General features: G+C 65.0%; 15 protein-coding genes. 8 read left to right on the top strand and 7 right to left on the bottom strand.

The annotated features are described in order from the left end of the window. Position 1 precedes the first annotated feature (1 nt). Positions 2-1,417: an IS1182 family transposase gene (locus tag BJ997_RS17270; RefSeq protein ID WP_420827197.1), complete on the bottom strand. Its 1,416-nt coding sequence runs from the start codon at positions 1,415-1,417 to the stop codon at positions 2-4. A gap of 346 nt (positions 1,418-1,763) precedes the next feature. Next, positions 1,764-2,225, bottom strand: coding sequence for a DUF3817 domain-containing protein (locus tag BJ997_RS17265; RefSeq protein ID WP_035837718.1), 462 nt, complete (start codon positions 2,223-2,225; stop codon positions 1,764-1,766). Between the two features lie 120 nt (positions 2,226-2,345). On the opposite strand from BJ997_RS17265, the gene BJ997_RS17260 reads away from it, so the two are divergent. Next, entirely contained in the window at positions 2,346-2,852 is a 507-nt protein-coding gene (locus tag BJ997_RS17260; RefSeq protein ID WP_035837716.1) for a SixA phosphatase family protein, read from the top strand. Between the two features lie 248 nt (positions 2,853-3,100). On the opposite strand, the gene BJ997_RS17255 is transcribed toward BJ997_RS17260, so the two are convergent. Continuing rightward, complete coding sequence (locus tag BJ997_RS17255) at positions 3,101-4,582, bottom strand: integrase core domain-containing protein (RefSeq protein WP_052542431.1); 1,482 nt, start codon at positions 4,580-4,582, stop codon at positions 3,101-3,103. A 254-nt stretch (positions 4,583-4,836) separates the two neighbouring features. Here BJ997_RS17255 and BJ997_RS17250 point away from each other — a divergent pair, with 254 nt between their 5' ends. The 4 genes from BJ997_RS17250 (at position 4,837) to BJ997_RS17235 (ending at position 9,767) form a co-directional block, all read left to right on the top strand. Continuing rightward, on the top strand, positions 4,837-5,367 hold the full coding sequence (locus BJ997_RS17250) for a hypothetical protein (RefSeq protein ID WP_052542430.1): 531 nt from the start codon (positions 4,837-4,839) through the stop codon (positions 5,365-5,367). Further along, the gene (locus BJ997_RS17245) at positions 5,364-7,025 is read left to right on the top strand and encodes an MDR family MFS transporter (protein WP_084141368.1); all 1,662 of its coding nucleotides are present in this window, start codon (positions 5,364-5,366) and stop codon (positions 7,023-7,025) included. The genes BJ997_RS17250 and BJ997_RS17245 overlap by 4 nt, the downstream gene beginning before the upstream one ends. Before the next feature lie 116 nt (positions 7,026-7,141). After that, positions 7,142-8,008: a DMT family transporter gene (locus BJ997_RS17240; RefSeq protein WP_052542429.1), complete on the top strand. Its 867-nt coding sequence runs from the start codon at positions 7,142-7,144 to the stop codon at positions 8,006-8,008. Between the two features lie 268 nt (positions 8,009-8,276). After that, positions 8,277-9,767 (top strand): S8 family serine peptidase, encoded by a 1,491-nt coding sequence (locus BJ997_RS17235; protein ID WP_052542428.1) that lies wholly within the window; start codon positions 8,277-8,279, stop codon positions 9,765-9,767. Between the two features lie 117 nt (positions 9,768-9,884). On the opposite strand, the gene BJ997_RS17230 is transcribed toward BJ997_RS17235, so the two are convergent. The 4 genes from BJ997_RS17230 to BJ997_RS17215 form a co-directional block, all read right to left on the bottom strand. Further along, complete coding sequence (locus BJ997_RS17230; RefSeq protein ID WP_035837714.1) at positions 9,885-10,337, bottom strand: MaoC family dehydratase; 453 nt, start codon at positions 10,335-10,337, stop codon at positions 9,885-9,887. A gap of 3 nt (positions 10,338-10,340) precedes the next feature. Next, complete coding sequence (locus BJ997_RS17225) at positions 10,341-11,321, bottom strand: Bug family tripartite tricarboxylate transporter substrate binding protein (protein WP_052542427.1); 981 nt, start codon at positions 11,319-11,321, stop codon at positions 10,341-10,343. 9 nt (positions 11,322-11,330) lie between these two features. Beyond that, positions 11,331-12,497: an acyl-CoA dehydrogenase family protein gene (locus BJ997_RS17220; protein WP_035837712.1), complete on the bottom strand. Its 1,167-nt coding sequence runs from the start codon at positions 12,495-12,497 to the stop codon at positions 11,331-11,333. A gap of 113 nt (positions 12,498-12,610) precedes the next feature. Beyond that, positions 12,611-13,534, bottom strand: a complete 924-nt coding sequence (locus BJ997_RS17215) for a LysR substrate-binding domain-containing protein (RefSeq protein ID WP_035837710.1) — start codon at positions 13,532-13,534, stop codon at positions 12,611-12,613. Positions 13,535-13,683: 149 nt separating this feature from the next. On the opposite strand from BJ997_RS17215, the gene BJ997_RS17210 reads away from it, so the two are divergent. The 3 genes from BJ997_RS17210 to BJ997_RS17200 are packed head-to-tail and all read left to right on the top strand — an operon-like array spanning position 13,684 to position 16,530. Beyond that, complete coding sequence (locus BJ997_RS17210) at positions 13,684-14,892, top strand: CaiB/BaiF CoA transferase family protein (protein WP_052542426.1); 1,209 nt, start codon at positions 13,684-13,686, stop codon at positions 14,890-14,892. Then, a complete protein-coding gene (locus tag BJ997_RS17205; RefSeq protein WP_052542425.1) occupies positions 14,885-15,325 on the top strand; it encodes an acyl-CoA thioesterase in 441 nt (146 codons plus the stop codon). Before BJ997_RS17210 ends, BJ997_RS17205 begins: the two co-directional genes overlap by 8 nt. Continuing rightward, complete coding sequence (locus tag BJ997_RS17200; protein ID WP_035837706.1) at positions 15,322-16,530, top strand: acyl-CoA dehydrogenase family protein; 1,209 nt, start codon at positions 15,322-15,324, stop codon at positions 16,528-16,530. The genes BJ997_RS17205 and BJ997_RS17200 overlap by 4 nt, the downstream gene beginning before the upstream one ends. Positions 16,531-16,545 lie beyond the last annotated feature (15 nt).

Here is a 16,545-nt window from a genome sequence, read left to right as displayed (position 1 = left end):
TTTAGGTTGCCGGGCTAGCTATCAGCGCGGCCGGCGTGGCCAGAAGCGCCTTGGTTTGCATGGTGTGCAGCTTCATCAGGTTGTGGCAGGCCGCGATCAGATACCACTCGTGCGCTGCTTGCTCCAACCCGCGCAGCAACACAAACTTGCCCTGCCGAGTGTGGATCTGACCGAACACGGGCTCCACGATCGCTTTGCGCCGCGCATAAACCGCGCGGCCCTTCTTCGTCTTGAGCTTCCGCGCCATGCGTTCCCGCAGCGTCGCATTGGCCGGGATCCGGCCCCGAGGAACTTCAGGAACACGCTCGCCGTGCTTGACCCGGCCGGTCGCGATGAAAAACTCGGTCCGGCCGTCGCTGCCATCTTCAACAGTCTTCGCGTAGTCCAGATTTGTTGCGGAACAATACCCGGCATCCGCCAGGACCTGCCGGGGCAGGACGCCGGTCGTGGCGTGGAGTTTCTCGACCAGCGGCACGACCTGTTCAACATCCACGCCAATATTCGTCAGCGTCGTCGCGACGATGATCTGATGGTCGGCATCAACGATGGCCTGTGCGTTGTAGGCGTAGTGGAACGACCCGTCGGCGGTCTTCATGATCCGTGAATCCGGGTCGGTGAAGTTGCGTTGAGCCTTCGGCCTCACGACCGCGTTCTTCGCCGCATCATCACCCTTCTGCGCAGCAATGTCGTCATCGTCGCCCTTGTCCCGGGCCTTCTTCTCGGCCTCTTTCCGCGCCCGGACGGCCGCGTCGGCCTCCAAGCCAGCGCGCGCTTCGGCCAGTTTCACCAAGCGTGACTCCCGCCGGGCAAGCTCCGGCGGCAACTCATCACCGCGTTTGTCCTTTCCGAAACGAGCATCCTCCGCGTCATCGATCGCGTCCGCGTCAGCCAGCAGTGCAGACACCTCGTCGGCGAGGACCTTCTGCTTCTCCGTCAACCGGGCGTAACTCATCGCCTTGCGCCGGGACGCATTCGCGCGCACCTTCGTGCCGTCCAACGCGACCTGCCCGAGTGAGACCATTCCGGCCGCGCGGCAGAGTTCCAATGCCTGCAAGAACACGTTTCCCAGACTGGAGAGGTGGCGTTTTCGGAACCGGGCGATGGAACGAAAATCAGGTGCCTGCTGCGCCGCCAACCAGCGAAACGCGACCACGTCCACGCACACCCGCTCCAACTCGCGTGACGAACGAACCCCGACGCAATACCCGTAAAGGAGCACCCGGACCATCAACCGAGGGTCATACGGCGGCTGCCCCTTCGACTTCGCGTAAGAGGCATAGAACTTCTTCAGATCCAGCTGAGTTTCGACGATGTCCGCGATGAAACGGGAAAGGTGATTCTGCGGCAACCACTCACCCAAATCCGGCGGCACCAACATCACAGCATTCGGCTCGAAAGCCCGAAACCGCTTGTTCACGCCACCGCCAGCCTCAACGCCGTCATCCACGACCACGTCAACGTGCTCAAGTTCCGTCGCGGGGAACAGGCCATCAGAATCGCTCATAAGCAATTTTCCCAGACCACCACCCCAAGCCCGGGAAATCGACCGGCGTTTTAAAGTTTGGTACTACTGACCCACGCTCCTAGCGCGGTTCGGGCTCTCCCCATCCCGCTGATCGAGGAGTGCGCGCTGGCGCGCGTCTCGAGCTGGCGAGGCGTTTCGCGCCATCGTGGGATGGGGAAATGGGCTGCACTTTCCTGGTAGACCCGCGAGTCGATCGTCAGGCCCGGGCTGGCGCCACCAACCTGATGGCTCGGTTCACCTAGCTGGCGCCGCCGGGAGGGCCCACGAAGAGCAGCGTCGTCATGATTGTGATGAGACCGATTACGAGCACGGTCGTGAAGAGCACTGGGCGCGCGAGCATCCAGCGCAGCATCGCGCTCATCCCGGTGTGGTCGCGGGGATCGTCTGTGCGGGTGCGGCGCCAGTCGCCGTCGAGCCGCCCGGCCTTCTCGAGCCTGCGGTCGAGGGGGATCGTGGCGAATGGAACTATCGCGGTGAACACCGCGATGGCAGTGAGTCTAGGGCCCCAGTGCTGGTTCACGCCCATCAGAACTGCCGTCATGCCGAAGGCGATGAAAACCAAACCGTGCAGGAACCCGCCGACCTGAACACCGACCTCGCCGACCTCCAGTACGTACTTCATGAGCATGCCGGCAATCAGCAGGGTCCAGGTGATGGCTTCCGCGATGGCGACGGTTCGAAACAGCAGGCGGGGAGACACGTGAATAACACTCCAGATGGGATGGCAGGTGGGGTGGTGCACCCCATCGTCGCAGACCAGCCTCCGCATCTGCCCGGCGGGCGGCTATCGAGCGGCGCGCGGCGGTGCCACACTGTGACCATGTCACGGATGCCCGAGCGAACCTTGATCCTGTTGCGTCACGCGAAGTCGGATTGGTCCGGCGGCGAGGCCGACGTCGACAGGCCACTGAACAAGCGGGGTCTGCGCGAAGCGCCGATCGCGGGCGCCTGGGTGGCCGGCAACATCGGCCGCGTCGATGCGGCCGTCGTGTCGCCGGCTAATCGCACGAGAAGCACGTGGAAGCTCGTCTCGGCGGAACTCGACGGCCCGCCGCCTGCGAGGTTCGACGACGTCGCCTACGGAGCGTCGCCGGCTGAGCTTCTCGACATCCTGCGCGGGCTGCCCGACGACGCGCGCACCGTGATTGTCGTCGGCCACAACCCCGGAATCGAGGGCCTCGCCTCCCTCCTCACCAACGGATCGGTGTCGATGGCCACCTCCGCGCTCGCTGTGATCGGGTTTGATGCGCCGTGGTCGAGTCTCGACGCGTCCCCGGCCGTGATGCGCGCGTTCGGCCGGCCTCCGGCGCCTCTGCCCGTCGACTGATCCCGGGGCCGCGGCGCGAAGCTGAACACGCGCCCTGAAAATTGCAGTCCTGTAAATTTGCAGTTGCGCAATAACGCAGCGCGCGCAAGAATTGCACTTATGGCTACCGAATCGAACGCGCCGAATCCGGGTGTGTTCTCGCATCAGGTTGTTTACACACGCTCTCACCACCTTGTTTACAACCTCTCTCGTTAGGTTGTTTACAGTCGAGGTCACCACGTTGTTTACACACGACCTAACGACGTTGTTTACAACCGGCGGAACCGCCCAGCCAGCGGAAGCTGCGGGCTCGTAAGATCACGATCTGCAGGAAAGTGCTCGGTCTCGTAGGCCTGACGTTTGTGGAGCCAGGCCGGTTTCGGGTCGCGTATTCGGGCCCCGGCGACTTGCCAAAGCGGGAAGGGTTCCTGGGTGGCTTCGGTGCGCAGGGGCAACGGGAAATAGATGCTCTCGACCCCGCTGATCACGTCAAACATCATGAATTCGGTCTCAGTCGTGACGACCTGATAGGTGCCGACCAAAGTGGTGGGGACTTTGATCCGGATGCTCTGGAAGTAGATCTGAGGGTTGCTGCGGGTGATGACGACGTGGTCGGGGGAATCGCGCAGTCGCCCGCCGTGGGGCTTGGACGGCTCGCGATGCTCGGTCGGGATCGTGGTCTCTCGCAGATCGACAGCTCTAGGATCATCACCCACGGTGGCGAGGGTTTTGTCCCGGTAGGAATCCGCCCGCGCTTGGAGCACGTCGTGGCTGATCGGGGTGCCGTCGGTGGGGTTGTGCTCGGCAGCGTCCCACGCCTGTCCCGGCGTCATCGAGCCGGGCAGCGCCTGGTGCCGGCGACGATAGTTGTAATAGGTGCGGTAATCGATGATGAGGGCGTTGAGGCGTTCGAGAGTGTCGGGAGCGTTGGCATCGAGGAACCGCAGGATGGTTTGGTGGCTGCGCTCATTCTTGCCTTGGGTTTGAGGATGGCGGTCGCGGCCGGTGATCCCGAAGCAACCCCGGTCGGCGAGGAAGCGTTCGGTGGCAGAGATGTTGCCGCGCCGGGCCTGGCTGAACGCCAGCCCGTTATCGCTGAGCAACTCCCGCGGCACCCCGTGCGCGGTGAACGCGGCGTCCAGCGTGGTGATGGCATCGGTGCCGTTCTCCGGGTCGGCGAAGCCCAGGGTCCCGACATCGAACCGGGTCGAATCGTCCAGCAGCTGATACACCGTGACCTTGGCACCCAACGGGGTCGGGCCTGCCGCGTCGGCGAGGCGGTACTCGAACGCATCGAGCTGCCACATCTCCATTGCGGCGGCTCGGGAGAACCGTAGCCACGCCGACCGCGGTCGCTTCCGCGGGTTAGCGTTCGTGACGCCGGAGGATGCCAAGATGCGGGCGATCGTCGCCACCGAAGGGATATTCTCGGTGAATTCGCTGGTGTCGATGCCGGTGAACCAGATCGATTTGGGCCCGTGGTCCCAGCCCTCCTTCTTCAGCCGGGCGCGGATCCGCAACACGATCTCGGTCGTGTGCGAGTCGAAGATCCGCACCGGGTTGATCGGTGCTGACGAGCGCGGGTTCAGCGCCGTGTTCCCTTCGTGAATGAAGCGACGCCTGAGGTTATAGAACGATGGGCGGCTGATGCCCAGGCGCTGGCAGAACTCGGAAACGCTCGGGCCATCAACGGCAATCGGGTCGTATTCGATGATCTGGCGACGGACGGAGGGACTAAGGGATTTGGGCACTCCCCATTATCGAAACCGAGATCAGTCCTAGATTTCGCACCCCGTGGAACTGTCAACAAGGTCGTGAGACATGGTGTTAACAAGGAGCTGAGACAGCGTGTAAACAACGTCCTGAGACAGACTGTAAACAAGGTCAAGAGACAACACACGCGCCGAATCCGGGACTGCGCTACCGCAAGCGCCTCGAGACGCGGGCACGCCTGGAAGACGCCGCGGTCACGCTCGTACTTCGTGACGGCCTCGAACACACGACAGTGGATGCGATCAGCGAGCTCGCCGACGTGTCGCCGCGTACCTTCTTCAATTACTTCGAGACCAAGGATGCCGCCATCATCGGGCTTCGCTACGTGGAGATCGGGGCCGAGGGCCTCGCAGCCCAGTGCGAGCGCGTCGAGGAAAACGGCATCATCGAGACGGTGGTTCACCTGCTGATCGCCGTGATGGGACCTCCGTACACCCGGGCGACGATGCGCGAGGACCGTCTCGAGATTCTCCGTCGCCACCCGCACCTCATGTCGGCTCAGCTCGCGCAGTTCACGCGACTGACGGCCGAACTGACCGACGCCGTGCAGGCTCTCCTCATGCGGGATCCGCGCTTCGAGACGGATGTGGTCGCCGACCGCGCGGCATCCGCTGACCTTGTGCTGGCCCTGTGCGGAGGCGCCGTGCGCGCGGCCGTGAAGGAATGGGCCGCGGCCCCGGAGTCACCCCGCGACAGCAGCACCCACGAACTTGAACGACGAGCGATCGCGCTCGCGACAGACCTTTTAGAGAGACTCCGATGACCGACACACTCACCGCGCCACCCTCCATCCCGGCACCCGCCGCGATCCCTGGCAAGCGCCACATTCTGCTGGTCTTCGCCGGCCTCATGGTGACGATGCTGCTCGCCTCCCTTGACCAGACCATCTTCAGCACCGCCCTGCCCACCATCGTGGGCGAGCTCAACGGTGTCGACCACATGCTCTGGGTGACCACGGCGTACATTCTCGCCTCTACGATCATGCTGCCGGTCTACGGAAAGCTCGGTGACCTGATCGGTCGCAAGGGGCTGTTCATCGGCGCGATCAGCATCTTCATCCTCGGGTCGATCGTGGGCGGTCTCGCCCCTGACATGACCTGGCTCGTCATCGGCCGCGCAGTGCAGGGCCTCGGCGGCGGCGGCCTGATGATCCTCTCGCAGGCGATCATCGCCGACGTCGTTCCCGCCCGGGATCGCGGCAAGTACATGGGCATCATGGGTGGCGTCTTCGCGCTCTCCTCCGTGGCCGGCCCGCTGCTCGGTGGCTGGTTCACCGAGGGCATCGGTTGGCGCTGGGCGTTCTGGATGAACATCCCCCTCGGCGCCCTCGCCATCGTCACAGCCATCTTCTTCCTGCGCCTGCCCAAGGTGGAGAACACCCGCCCGAAGCTCGATGTGGCCGGAATGGGCCTGCTTGCCATCGCCTCAACGGCTCTTGTGCTCACCACGACCTGGGGCGGAACGACCTACGCCTGGGACTCCTTGCTCATCATCTCCCTCATCATCGCCACTCTCGTGGCCGCCGTGGCCTTCGTCATGGTCGAGCGCCGAGCGGTCGAACCGATCATGCCCCTGCACCTGTTCAAGGACGGCAACTTCAACCTCACCACGATCGCCGGTCTCATCACAGGCATCGCCATGTTCGGCGCCCTGGCTTACCTGCCCACCTACCTGCAGATGGTGACCGGCGCGAACGCGACTGAGGCCGGCTTCCTGATGATCCCCATGATGGCCGCACTGCTCATCAGCTCGATCGGATCGGGCTGGCTGGTCAGTAAGTTCGGCCGCTACAAGTGGATGCCGATCGCCGGCACCATCATCGTCGGTTTCGCCCTCGTGCTGCTGTCGACGATGACCCCGACGCTCGCCATCTGGGTGCTGTGCAGCTATCTCGCCATCATGGGCATCGGGCTCGGCCTCAGCATGCAGATCCTCATCCTGATCGTGCAGAACTCCTTCCCCAACTCCGAGGTGGGCACGGCCACCGCGTCGAACAACTACTTTCGACAGATCGGCGCCTCTCTCGGCGCCGCCGTGGTCGGCAGCCTGTTCGCCGCTCGCCTCACCGAACTGCTGACCGAGCGGATGCCGGCGGGTGCCTCAGGCGCCGGAGCCGCGAACTCGTTCACCCCGGCCATGGTGCGTGACCTTCCGGAGGCGGCTCGCCAGGTCGTGATCAGCGGCTACAACGACGCTCTCACGCCGGTCTTCCTCTACATGGTTCCGCTGATCATCGTGGCTGTTATTCTGCTCTGCTTTGTCACGGAGAAGCCGCTCGCCACCACGATCGAGCGGGACATCCTGCCCGAGACACGTGAAACGGACGGCGCAACCTACGTGCGCCTTGAGGCTTCCACGGCCGCCGACGGAGTCGAGGAAAAGCCCGCGGCATCCGCTCGCCCGCTCGCGCCGAGGACCTAGAGACACCCAGCACGGCTGCGCCCCCACCGACCACTGTCGGCGGGGGCGCAGTCGTGTGCGCGGCGCGTCGAGCGCTAACGTGATCCCATGCAAACCCTCCGACCCTGTCACGACTTATGATGGGCGTCGTTCTCGCCCTTGTGTCGGCTGCGGCGTACGGCATGAGCGATTTTCTCGGCGGTATCGCATCGCGACGGATTGCGGCCCTGCGGGTTGTGCTCGTGTCCTACCCGATTTCCGCGGTGATCATCGCCATCGCCGCGGCGTTCGTGGGCGGCGAATTCTCGTGGCGGTCGATGCTGTTCGGCGCGGCGTCGGGCCTCGTGATGGCACTTGCCATGTGGTGGTTTTACATCGCTCTGGCCGAGGGGCCGATGAGCGTCGTCTCGCCACTGACCGCCGTAATCGTGGCCGGAATACCGGTGATCGTGGGCGTCGTTGGCGGGGAGCGCCCGTCGGTTGTCTCCTACGGGGGCATCGCCCTCGCGATTGTGGCCGTGATCCTGGTGAGCCGGGAGCCTCCCGGAGTGGGAGACCACACAGTTTCGGGGGCGAAGGCGCCGCAGTTCACACGCCGCGTTGCCTGGTTCACGGTCGGTGCGGGCGTCTGCTTCGCGCTGAGCTTTGTATTCACGCACCAGATCGAGGTCGGAACCGGACTGTGGCCGCTGGTCGTGGCGCGCACCGTGGCATCCGTTATCGTGATCGCCATCGCGGCGGGAACGGGTCAGTTCGTGAGGCCGCCGGGCGATATCATCGGCTTCGCAATCCTGGTGGCCGTGCTTGACGTTATCGGCGTCGTCACCATGCTCTACGCCTTTCAGGGTGGCCTGTTGTCCCTCGTGTCGGTGCTCATCTCGCTCTACCCGGCCGTGACCGTGTTGCTCGCGGTCCTCGTGCTCAAGGAGCGTGTGGGGCGAATGCAGCTTGTCGGCATGGGCCTTGCCCTCACGGCCATCGCCGCCATCGCAGTGAACGGGTAAGCATTTTGTAATGTCGCGCTTGACCTGCATATATGCTGTGTCCGCCTTTGTGTGGACTATACACCGGTCCTGAGAATCGTTAGCGTTGCTTAGGAGTTGGCCACGATCGCCGGGGGCTCGTGACCGCAGGCTCGTCGGGTCGTGCCCCGGACACCGATCGCCGCGTCGCCTTTCTTGTCTGCCAGTGTCGGCTGTTTCTGTCGCCCTGCGGGCGCGGGCGCGGGGCCGGGTGACGGCTTATTGGGAGCCGTTACAGATGAGGAGCAGGATGTTCAGTCCCCCTACCAGTAGCATTTCGAAGACCGCCGGCCGCCGGCGCGGTACGGCCGCGGGCATCGCCCTGACGGCCGCGCTGAGTGCCGCCTTCCTGGCGCCGGGCATCGCCAATGCGGCGCCCAAGCCACCGCCGCAGGCGGAGATCATCCACGGTGACGTGATGAACTACGCGATCAACGTGACCAAGGCGAACAACGGCCAGACCCAGAAGGCCGAGCGAGCCGTGGAACAGGCTGGCGGCGAGGTCGTGGCCTCCTATGCCGAGATCGGCGTCGTAATTGCCCAGTCCGACAACACAGTCTTCGCAGACACGTTGCGCCTCGACAAGGCCGTCGAATCGGTCGGGGCCACCCGCACGGCACCCGTCGATACAGCGGATGCCACCTACCGCGGTGACGCGGCCACCACCGCTCCCGAGCGCCGCAGCGCGGCGGTGACCAAGGACATGGGCGTCGAGGCCGCGGGTGATGTCGTCGCCGACCCCCGCGAGTCCGAGCAGTGGGACATGTCACTGATCGGCGCCGACGCAGCGCACCAGATCACTGACGGTGACCGCAACGTTCTCGTGGCCGTTCTCGACTCCGGCATCGAGGCCACACACCCCGACCTGGCCGCCAACGTCGACGCGACGGTTTCGGCCGGCTGTAACAGCGGAGTGCCGAACACGGCGCCGGAGGCGTGGCAGCCCAGCACGAGCTCACACGGCACGCACGTGGCCGGCACCATTGCCGCGGCCCGTAACGGCGTGGGCATCGTGGGCGTTGCCCCGGACGTTCGGCTCTCGTCGGTGAAGGTCGTCAACGATGACGGCTTCATCTACCCCGAGGCCGCCATCTGCGGCTTCATGTACGCAACTTCGACCGGCGCCGATGTGACCAACAACAGCTACTACATCGACCCGTGGATGTTCTGGTGCGACAACGACGCAGACCAGGCCGCCGTCAAGACGGCTGTAGACCGTGCCGTTCAGTACTCGCAGAGCAAGGGCGTCGTGAACGTGGCCGCCGCCGGCAACTCGAACATCGACCTCGCGAACAAGACGACGGATGCCTCGAGTCCCAACGACACCACTCCGCTGCTGCGTGCGATTGACACAGGCTGCGCCGACATTCCCGCCGAACTCGACGGCGTCGTGACGGTCTCCTCCACCACGAACACGAGCGCGAAGTCGGGCTTCTCCAACTACGGCCTCGATGTGGTTGACGTGGCAGCACCCGGCTCGGCGATCCTCTCGACCGTCACGGGTGGCGGCTACGCCCTCTACTCGGGCACCTCGATGGCCTCACCGCACGCCGCCGGTGTGGCTGCGCTGATCAAATCCACGCACCCTGACATGTCTGGCCAGGCTCTCGCCGGCCTGCTCTCCGGCCAGGCCACGGATGTGCCGTGCCCGGTCGGCTCGGTGCAGTGCGTCGGCAGTCCCGCCGACAACGGCTTCTTCGGCGCCGGGATGGTGAACGCCCTGGCCGCCGTGCAGAAGTAGCGCCACACGCTTCTCCGCCCGCGAAATCGACGGAGATTCTGGCTCTCAGGACCGGTTTTAGCCAAAAGCGGCCCGTTTGGGGCGAGATCTCCGTCGAATTCGGGGCGGGAGGGGAGGCTACTCGACCAAGAGCGACACGGTTTCGGCGACGCACGCGGGCCTGCCCGGGCCGTCGAGCTCGATCTGGTGGCGGATGACGGCCTGGTGGCCGCGCTCCGCAGGAGTCACCGACACCAGCGTGAGCCGGTCGCGCACCCGGGAACCCACGGGGACCGGGTTCGGAAACCTCACCCGGTTCAGCCCGTAGTTCACGACCATTCGCAGCCCATTGACCCTGTACACCTGCTTGGTCAAGAACGGGATCATCGACAGCGTGAGGTAGCCGTGAGCCACCGTGCGGCCGAACGGTCCCGCCGCCGCCGCGATCGGGTCAACGTGAATCCATTGCTGGTCTCCCGTCGAATCGGCGAAGGCCTGTACTTGATCCTGCGTCACAGTGTGCCAGTCGCTCACTCCGAGCTCCTCGCCCACGAGAGCCGACAGCTGCGAGAGGCCCTGAATTTCGCGCACGGCTCAGCCCTCCAGAATGGATCGGTAGAGCGCCTGGATCTCGGTGAGGCTTCCGCCAAGGGCCGCCCCGTCCCGAAATTCAGCGGGCACGAGGGTCTCCCCGAGCTGTTTCCGCACCGCGGGGTCGGCGAGGCAGCCCTCAAGCGCGCCCTCGAGCGCCGTCGCGACGGGCGCTGGCAGGTCGTGCGGGCCGAACAGCCCGAAAACGGATGTCGCATCCACGAGATCCGTGTACCCGAGTTCCGCAAGCGTCGGCAGATCCGGAAGCCACGGAAGCCGTTCCGGCGTGGTCGCGGCCAGCGCCCGGAATGATCCCTCGTCGATTCGAGAATCGACGTCGGGGTGATCGTTGATGAACAGAGCATCGACGTGCCCGCCGAGCAGGTTCGTAGTCATCTCGGCATTCCCGGCAGCGGGCACGGCCACGACCTCAACGTTGTACTGGTCGGCCAGGCGCTTCAGCTCTATCGCGGCCGGGCTGGTGGCGCCGGGAACGCCCACGGTGAGCGTGCCCGGCTTCTTCTTGGCCGCAGCGAAGAACTCTTCCGCGCTCCGGTACGGCGAGTCCTCGCCCACCACGATGAGCGTGGGGTTCTCTGCCATCACGCCGATCGGCGTGAAGTCGTCGATCGAATACGTCAGCGAGTTCACCATCGGCGTCATCACCAGCGTTCCGGCGGTACCCAGGCCGAGGGTGTGGCCGTCGGGCATCGCGCTCGCTAGTTCCTGCATGGCCACCGCGCCGCTACCTCCCGCCTTGTTCTCCACCACGAAAGTCTGGCCGAGGCTGTCTCCCAGACAGGCGGAAATCGACCGGGCGGTGAGGTCGGAGGGACCGCCGGCCGCGTAGGGCATAAGTACCGTGACGGGCTTCGACGGGTACTGGTCGGGGCTGCCGGTCGCGCCGGACTGGCAGCCGGCGAGAACTGCCGACAGTCCGAGAGCGGCGGCGGGGATCACGAGATATCTGCGGGTCTTGTGCATGACGAACGCCTACCGGAACGCCGGAATGCCGGTGATGTGGTTGCCCAGGATGAGGGTGTGCACCTCGTCCGTACCCTCGTAGGTGCGCACAGACTCGAGGTTGTTAGCGTGGCGCAGCGGCGAGTAGTCGAGGGTGATGCCGTTGCCGCCGAGGATGGAGCGAGCCTCCCGGCAAATGGAGAGGGCCTCCCGCACATTGTTGAGTTTGCCGAGCGAAATTTGTACGGGTTCGAGAGTGCCGGCATCCTTCATGCGTCCTGTGTGGATGGCGAGCAGGGTGCCCTTCTGGATCTCCAGAAGCATGTCCACGAGCTTCACCTGCGTGATCTGGTACGCGGCGAGGGGCTTGTCGAATTGCGGGCGCCCGAGGGAATATGCCAGCGCCACCTCGTAGCTGTCGCGCGCAGCACCCATCGCGCCCCAGATGATGCCGTACCGGGCCTCGTTGAGGCAGGCGAACGGCCCGCCCAGGCCGCGCGCGTCGGGCAGTAGCGCGGTATCCGGCAGTCGAACGTCTTCGAGCAGGATGTCGCACTGGATGGAGGCCCGCATCGACAACTTCGCCTCGATCGGCGTCGCCGTGAAGCCCGGGGTGTCGGTGGGCACGATGAAGCCGCGCACGCCCTCGTCGGTCATCGCCCAGATGATCGCGATCTGGGCAACGGATGCGAGACCGATCCACCGCTTGGACCCCTCGAGTATCCAGCCCCCGGAATCATCCCGGCGGGCCGTCGTGGCCATGCTCGACGGGTCGGAACCCGCGGTCGGCTCAGTGAGCCCGAAGCATCCGATCACGCGGCCGGCTGCCATGTCGGGCAGGTAGTGATTCTTCTGCTCCTCGGAACCCCACTTGTGGATGCTGCTCATCGCGAGCGAGCCCTGCACGCTCACAAACGTGCGCAGGCCGGAATCGCCGGCCTCGAGCTCCATGGCCGCGAGGCCGTATTCCACGCTCGATCGGCCGGGGCAGCCGTAACCCGTGAGGTGCATGCCGAGCAGCCCCAGACCGCCGATCTGCTCCACGAGCTCGAGGGGGAAATACGCCGATTCGTACCAGCCTTTGATGTGCGGCGCGATGCTGGTGCGAACGAAGGCGCGAACGGTGTCACGCAGTTCGAGTTCCACAGGGCTCAACAGCCCGTCGAGGTTGAGAACATCCGAGGTAGTCGCGGGCATATCAGTGGCTCCTTTGCCGAGTTGGCGCGCTGGGTGACCAGCTGCACGCTCTCGACTGTGCCAGCAAATCTATTTTCGATCCAATACCAAATCCTGGAGGTATTGCTTTCTGTTCAGGTATGAATCTCGGCGTCGGGCGCCACTGGGGGAGTGGGGAGTACTGCCTCGGACAGCCGCAAGACCTCGCGCAGCGCCGGACTGTCGTTGTCGGCCCGCCAGACGAGCTGTAACAGGATGGGCTGCGTCTCGTCGTCCAGGGGCAGGAAGACGACGCCGGGGTAGTACACGTTTTCGGCCACGGTCGACACGGTGAGCGCGATGCCGATCTCGGCGGCCACAAGGGAGACGAGGGTCCAGGTATCGGGCGCTACCTGCACGATGGTGGGCACGAAGCCCGCCGTGCTCGCGAGTCGCAGCAGGTGGTCCCGCAAGATGGCGCCGGGGTCCTGGGGCAGCGTCACGAAGGGTTGGCCGACCAGGTCCTTCATGCACACCGAACGGCGATCGGCGAGCGGATGGCTGGAGTGAACCGCGATGACGAGGTTTTCATAGGCGATCACCCGGCGCTCAATGCCGGCCGGAATGAAGTTCCACCGCCCGAGCCCGATCTCCATCTCCCGGTTGATCACCTTGTCGAGCGCCGGGATCGCGAAGTTGGAGCTGTAGAGCTCGAACTCGATCCCCGGGTGCGTTTCGCGCACGAGTTTGGCGAGCTTGCCGACCATCACGTGCGACGAGGCCCCGGCGAAGGCCACCCGCACCCTTCCCGTCTCGCCCTTGCCGGCCGATGCCACGGCGACTCCGGCCCGGCGCACGCCGTCGAGGATATCGGTGGCCGGCTGCACGAGCGCTTCGCCCGCTGGCGTGAGCCGCACCGAGCGTGTGCTGCGCGCGAAGAGCAAGGTTCCAAGCTCTCGTTCAAGATTCTGGATCGCCCGGCTCAACGGTGGCTGCGCGATGAAGAGCTTCTCGGCCGCGCGGCCGAAATGCAGCTCCTCAGCCACGGCCAGGAATGCGCGGAGCTGCTGCAGTTCCATGCTTCTCCCCTTCAGATGGGCGCATGAAACCGTCAAGTATTCATACATTATTGCTCCAAGGGTATCAATGCGCGGCGGAATTGATATTGGACGTGGAGTAATTCCCTTTGCAACAGTGGAGGCACGACAGACGAACAGGGAGCCATTCAATGGATGAATCTGGCGCAGCAACGAGGCTGCACAGTATTTTGGGTAGACCCGGGAGCGGACCGCTCAGCGGCGTCATAGTGGCGGACTTCAGCCGCGTTCTCGCCGGCCCGTATTGCACGATGCTGTTGGCCGACATGGGTGCCACGGTCATCAAGGTGGAGAGCCCGCAGGGAGACGACACCCGAGGCTGGATTCCGCCGGTGCGCGACGACGAGGCCACGTTCTACCTCTCGGTCAACCGCAACAAACACTCGATCGCACTCGACCTCAACGATCCCGCCGACCTCGACGTAGCCCACGAGCTCGCGGCTCGGGCCGATGTGCTCGTGGAGAACTTCAAACCGGGCGGTCTCGACCGATTCTTCCTGGACTACGACTCCGTCGTCAGGCGCAACCCCGAGGTGATCTACGCCTCGATCACGGGGTTTGGGACCGGAGCCGGGGCGGGGCTGCCCGGGTACGACCTGCTCGTGCAGGCCGTCTCCGGCATGATGAGCCTCACCGGAGGGCAGGACACCGAACCCTACCGCGCGGGTCTGGCTATGTTCGATGTGATCACCGGGCTGCATGCGGGGATGGGTGTGCTCGGCGCGCTGCACCACAAGGACCTCACCGGCAGCGGACAGCGGGTGGAGCTCAACCTGCTTTCCTCCGCCCTCTCCGGCATGGTCAACCAGTCGGCCGCATACGTGACGGGCGGCGTCATCCCCACCCGTATGGGCAACGAGCACCCGAGCCTCTATCCCTACGAGCCCATGCCCACGGGCGATGGCATGCTCATCATCGCGGCGGGCAATAACCCGCAATTCAGCAAGCTGTGCACGGCGCTCGACATTCCGGAGGCGGCAACGGATGCACGCTTCTGCTCGCCCCAGCACCGCAACTCGAACCGCGCCGCGCTGCGGGAGATCCTGCAGCGCGAACTCGCCCGGCGATCGGCCGCGGAATGGTTCGAGTTTCTCTCCGAATTGGGCCTGCCGTGTGCGCCCATCCAGGATGTGAAGGGGGGCATCGAACTGGCCGAGAAGCTCGGCCTCGAGCCGGTGGTGCTCGCGGGAACCGGGGATCGCCGCATCCCCACGGTGCGGCATCCGGTGAAATTCTCCCAGACACCCGTGACCTACGATCTGGCTCCGCCGCGCCTCAACGAGAGTTCAGACCTTGTGCGGTCGTGGCTGGCCACGCGCGAGGCGCAGCTCGTTGACTGAGCCGTTCCGAGCGCGAGTCGGCGTTCGCTGGAGCGACCAGGACCTCAACGGACACGTCAACAATGCCCGGGTGGCGACCCTGCTCGAAGAGGCCCGGATGGCGTGGCGGACGCACGCTCTCACCGGGTATGACCATGCGGCTTCCCCGACGGTGGTGGCTGCCCTCCAGCTCAGTTTTCTCCGTCCGATCGAGTTCGGCCCCGACGTCGAGATCGACGTGTGGGTCGGCCGGGTGGGGTCAAAGTCGTACACCCTGCGGTATTCGGGAGTTCAGGCCGGCCTCCCGGTGCTGGACGCCTCGACAGTGATGGTTCCCGTACACCCCGTGCGCGGCGAGTCCCGACCGCTCGACGCCGAGGAGCGCACCTCGCTCGCCCGGTGGCTTATCGCCGCTGCCCCGCAGCAGACGCACCAACAGAAAGGCACAGCATGAGTGACACAGCAGTCAATAGTGAAACAGCAGTCAATATGGACTACTACCTGGTCGACGATTTTCTCACCGACGAGGAGCGGGCCATCCGCCTCAAGGTGCGCGCCTTCGCCGACGCCGAAGTTCTCCCCATCATCAACGACTACTGGGACCGCGCCGCGTTTCCGTTCGAGCTCGTTCCGAAGATCGCCAGGCTCGGCATTGTGGGCGGCACGATCGAAGGCCACGGATGCCCCGGGCTGAGCCGCCTGGGCGCCGGAATGGTGTCGCTGGAAATGTCCAGGGCCGATGGCTCGATCAACACCTTCATCGGCGTGCAGTCCGGTCTCACCATGGGCACCATCAACATGCTCGGCAGCGAGGAGCAGAAGCAGCGCTGGCTGCCCGGCCTCGCGGCGCTCGACCTCGTGGGCGCGTTCGGGCTCACCGAGCCCAACCACGGTTCCGATTCGGTGGCCCTGGAGACGAGCGCCCGGCTCGACGGCGCGCACTACGTGCTCAACGGCGCCAAGCGCTGGATCGGCAACGCGAGCTTCGCCGACGTCGTCGTGATCTGGGCGCGCGACGAATCCGACGGAAAGGTGAAGGCCTTCGTGATGGAGAAGAACGCCGACGGATCCTTCCCCGAGGGCTACGACGCCACCGTGATCACCGGCAAGATCGGCAAACGCGCCATCCTGCAGCCCGACATTACAATCACGAATCTACGAATTCCCGCCGAGAACAAGCTCGTCGACGGCCACTCCTTTAAAGACGCTGTGCGCGTGCTCAATTCCACCCGCGGCGGGGCAGCGTGGGAGGCCCTCGGCCACGCCACGGCCGCATACGAGACCGCCGTCACGTACGCCCGCGATCGCGTGCAGTTCGGCAAGCCGATCGCGAGCTACCAACTCGTGCAGAACAAACTCGCCAATATGCTCGCCGAGCTCACCGCGATGCAGCTCATCTGCTTCCGACTGGCGACGCTGGCCGACCAGGGGAAGATGACCGGGGCTATGGCCTCCCTCGCCAAGATGCACACCGCGCAGAAGGGGCGCTGGATCTGCCAGGAGGCCCGCGACATGCTCGGCGGTAACGGCCTGCTGTTGGAGAACCACGTGGCTCGCCACCTTACCGACATGGAGGTCGTGCACACCTACGAGGGCACGGACTCCATCCAATCGCTGCTCATCGGCCGCGACATCACCGGAATTTCGGCGTTCGCGTGAGCCGTTCCGCCCGCG

Source organism: Cryobacterium roopkundense, from assembly GCF_014200405.1.
GTDB lineage: Bacteria > Actinomycetota > Actinomycetes > Actinomycetales > Microbacteriaceae > Cryobacterium > Cryobacterium roopkundense.
The sequence above is the reverse complement of the archived record's forward strand: the minus strand, read 5'-3'. Positions and strand labels throughout refer to the sequence as shown.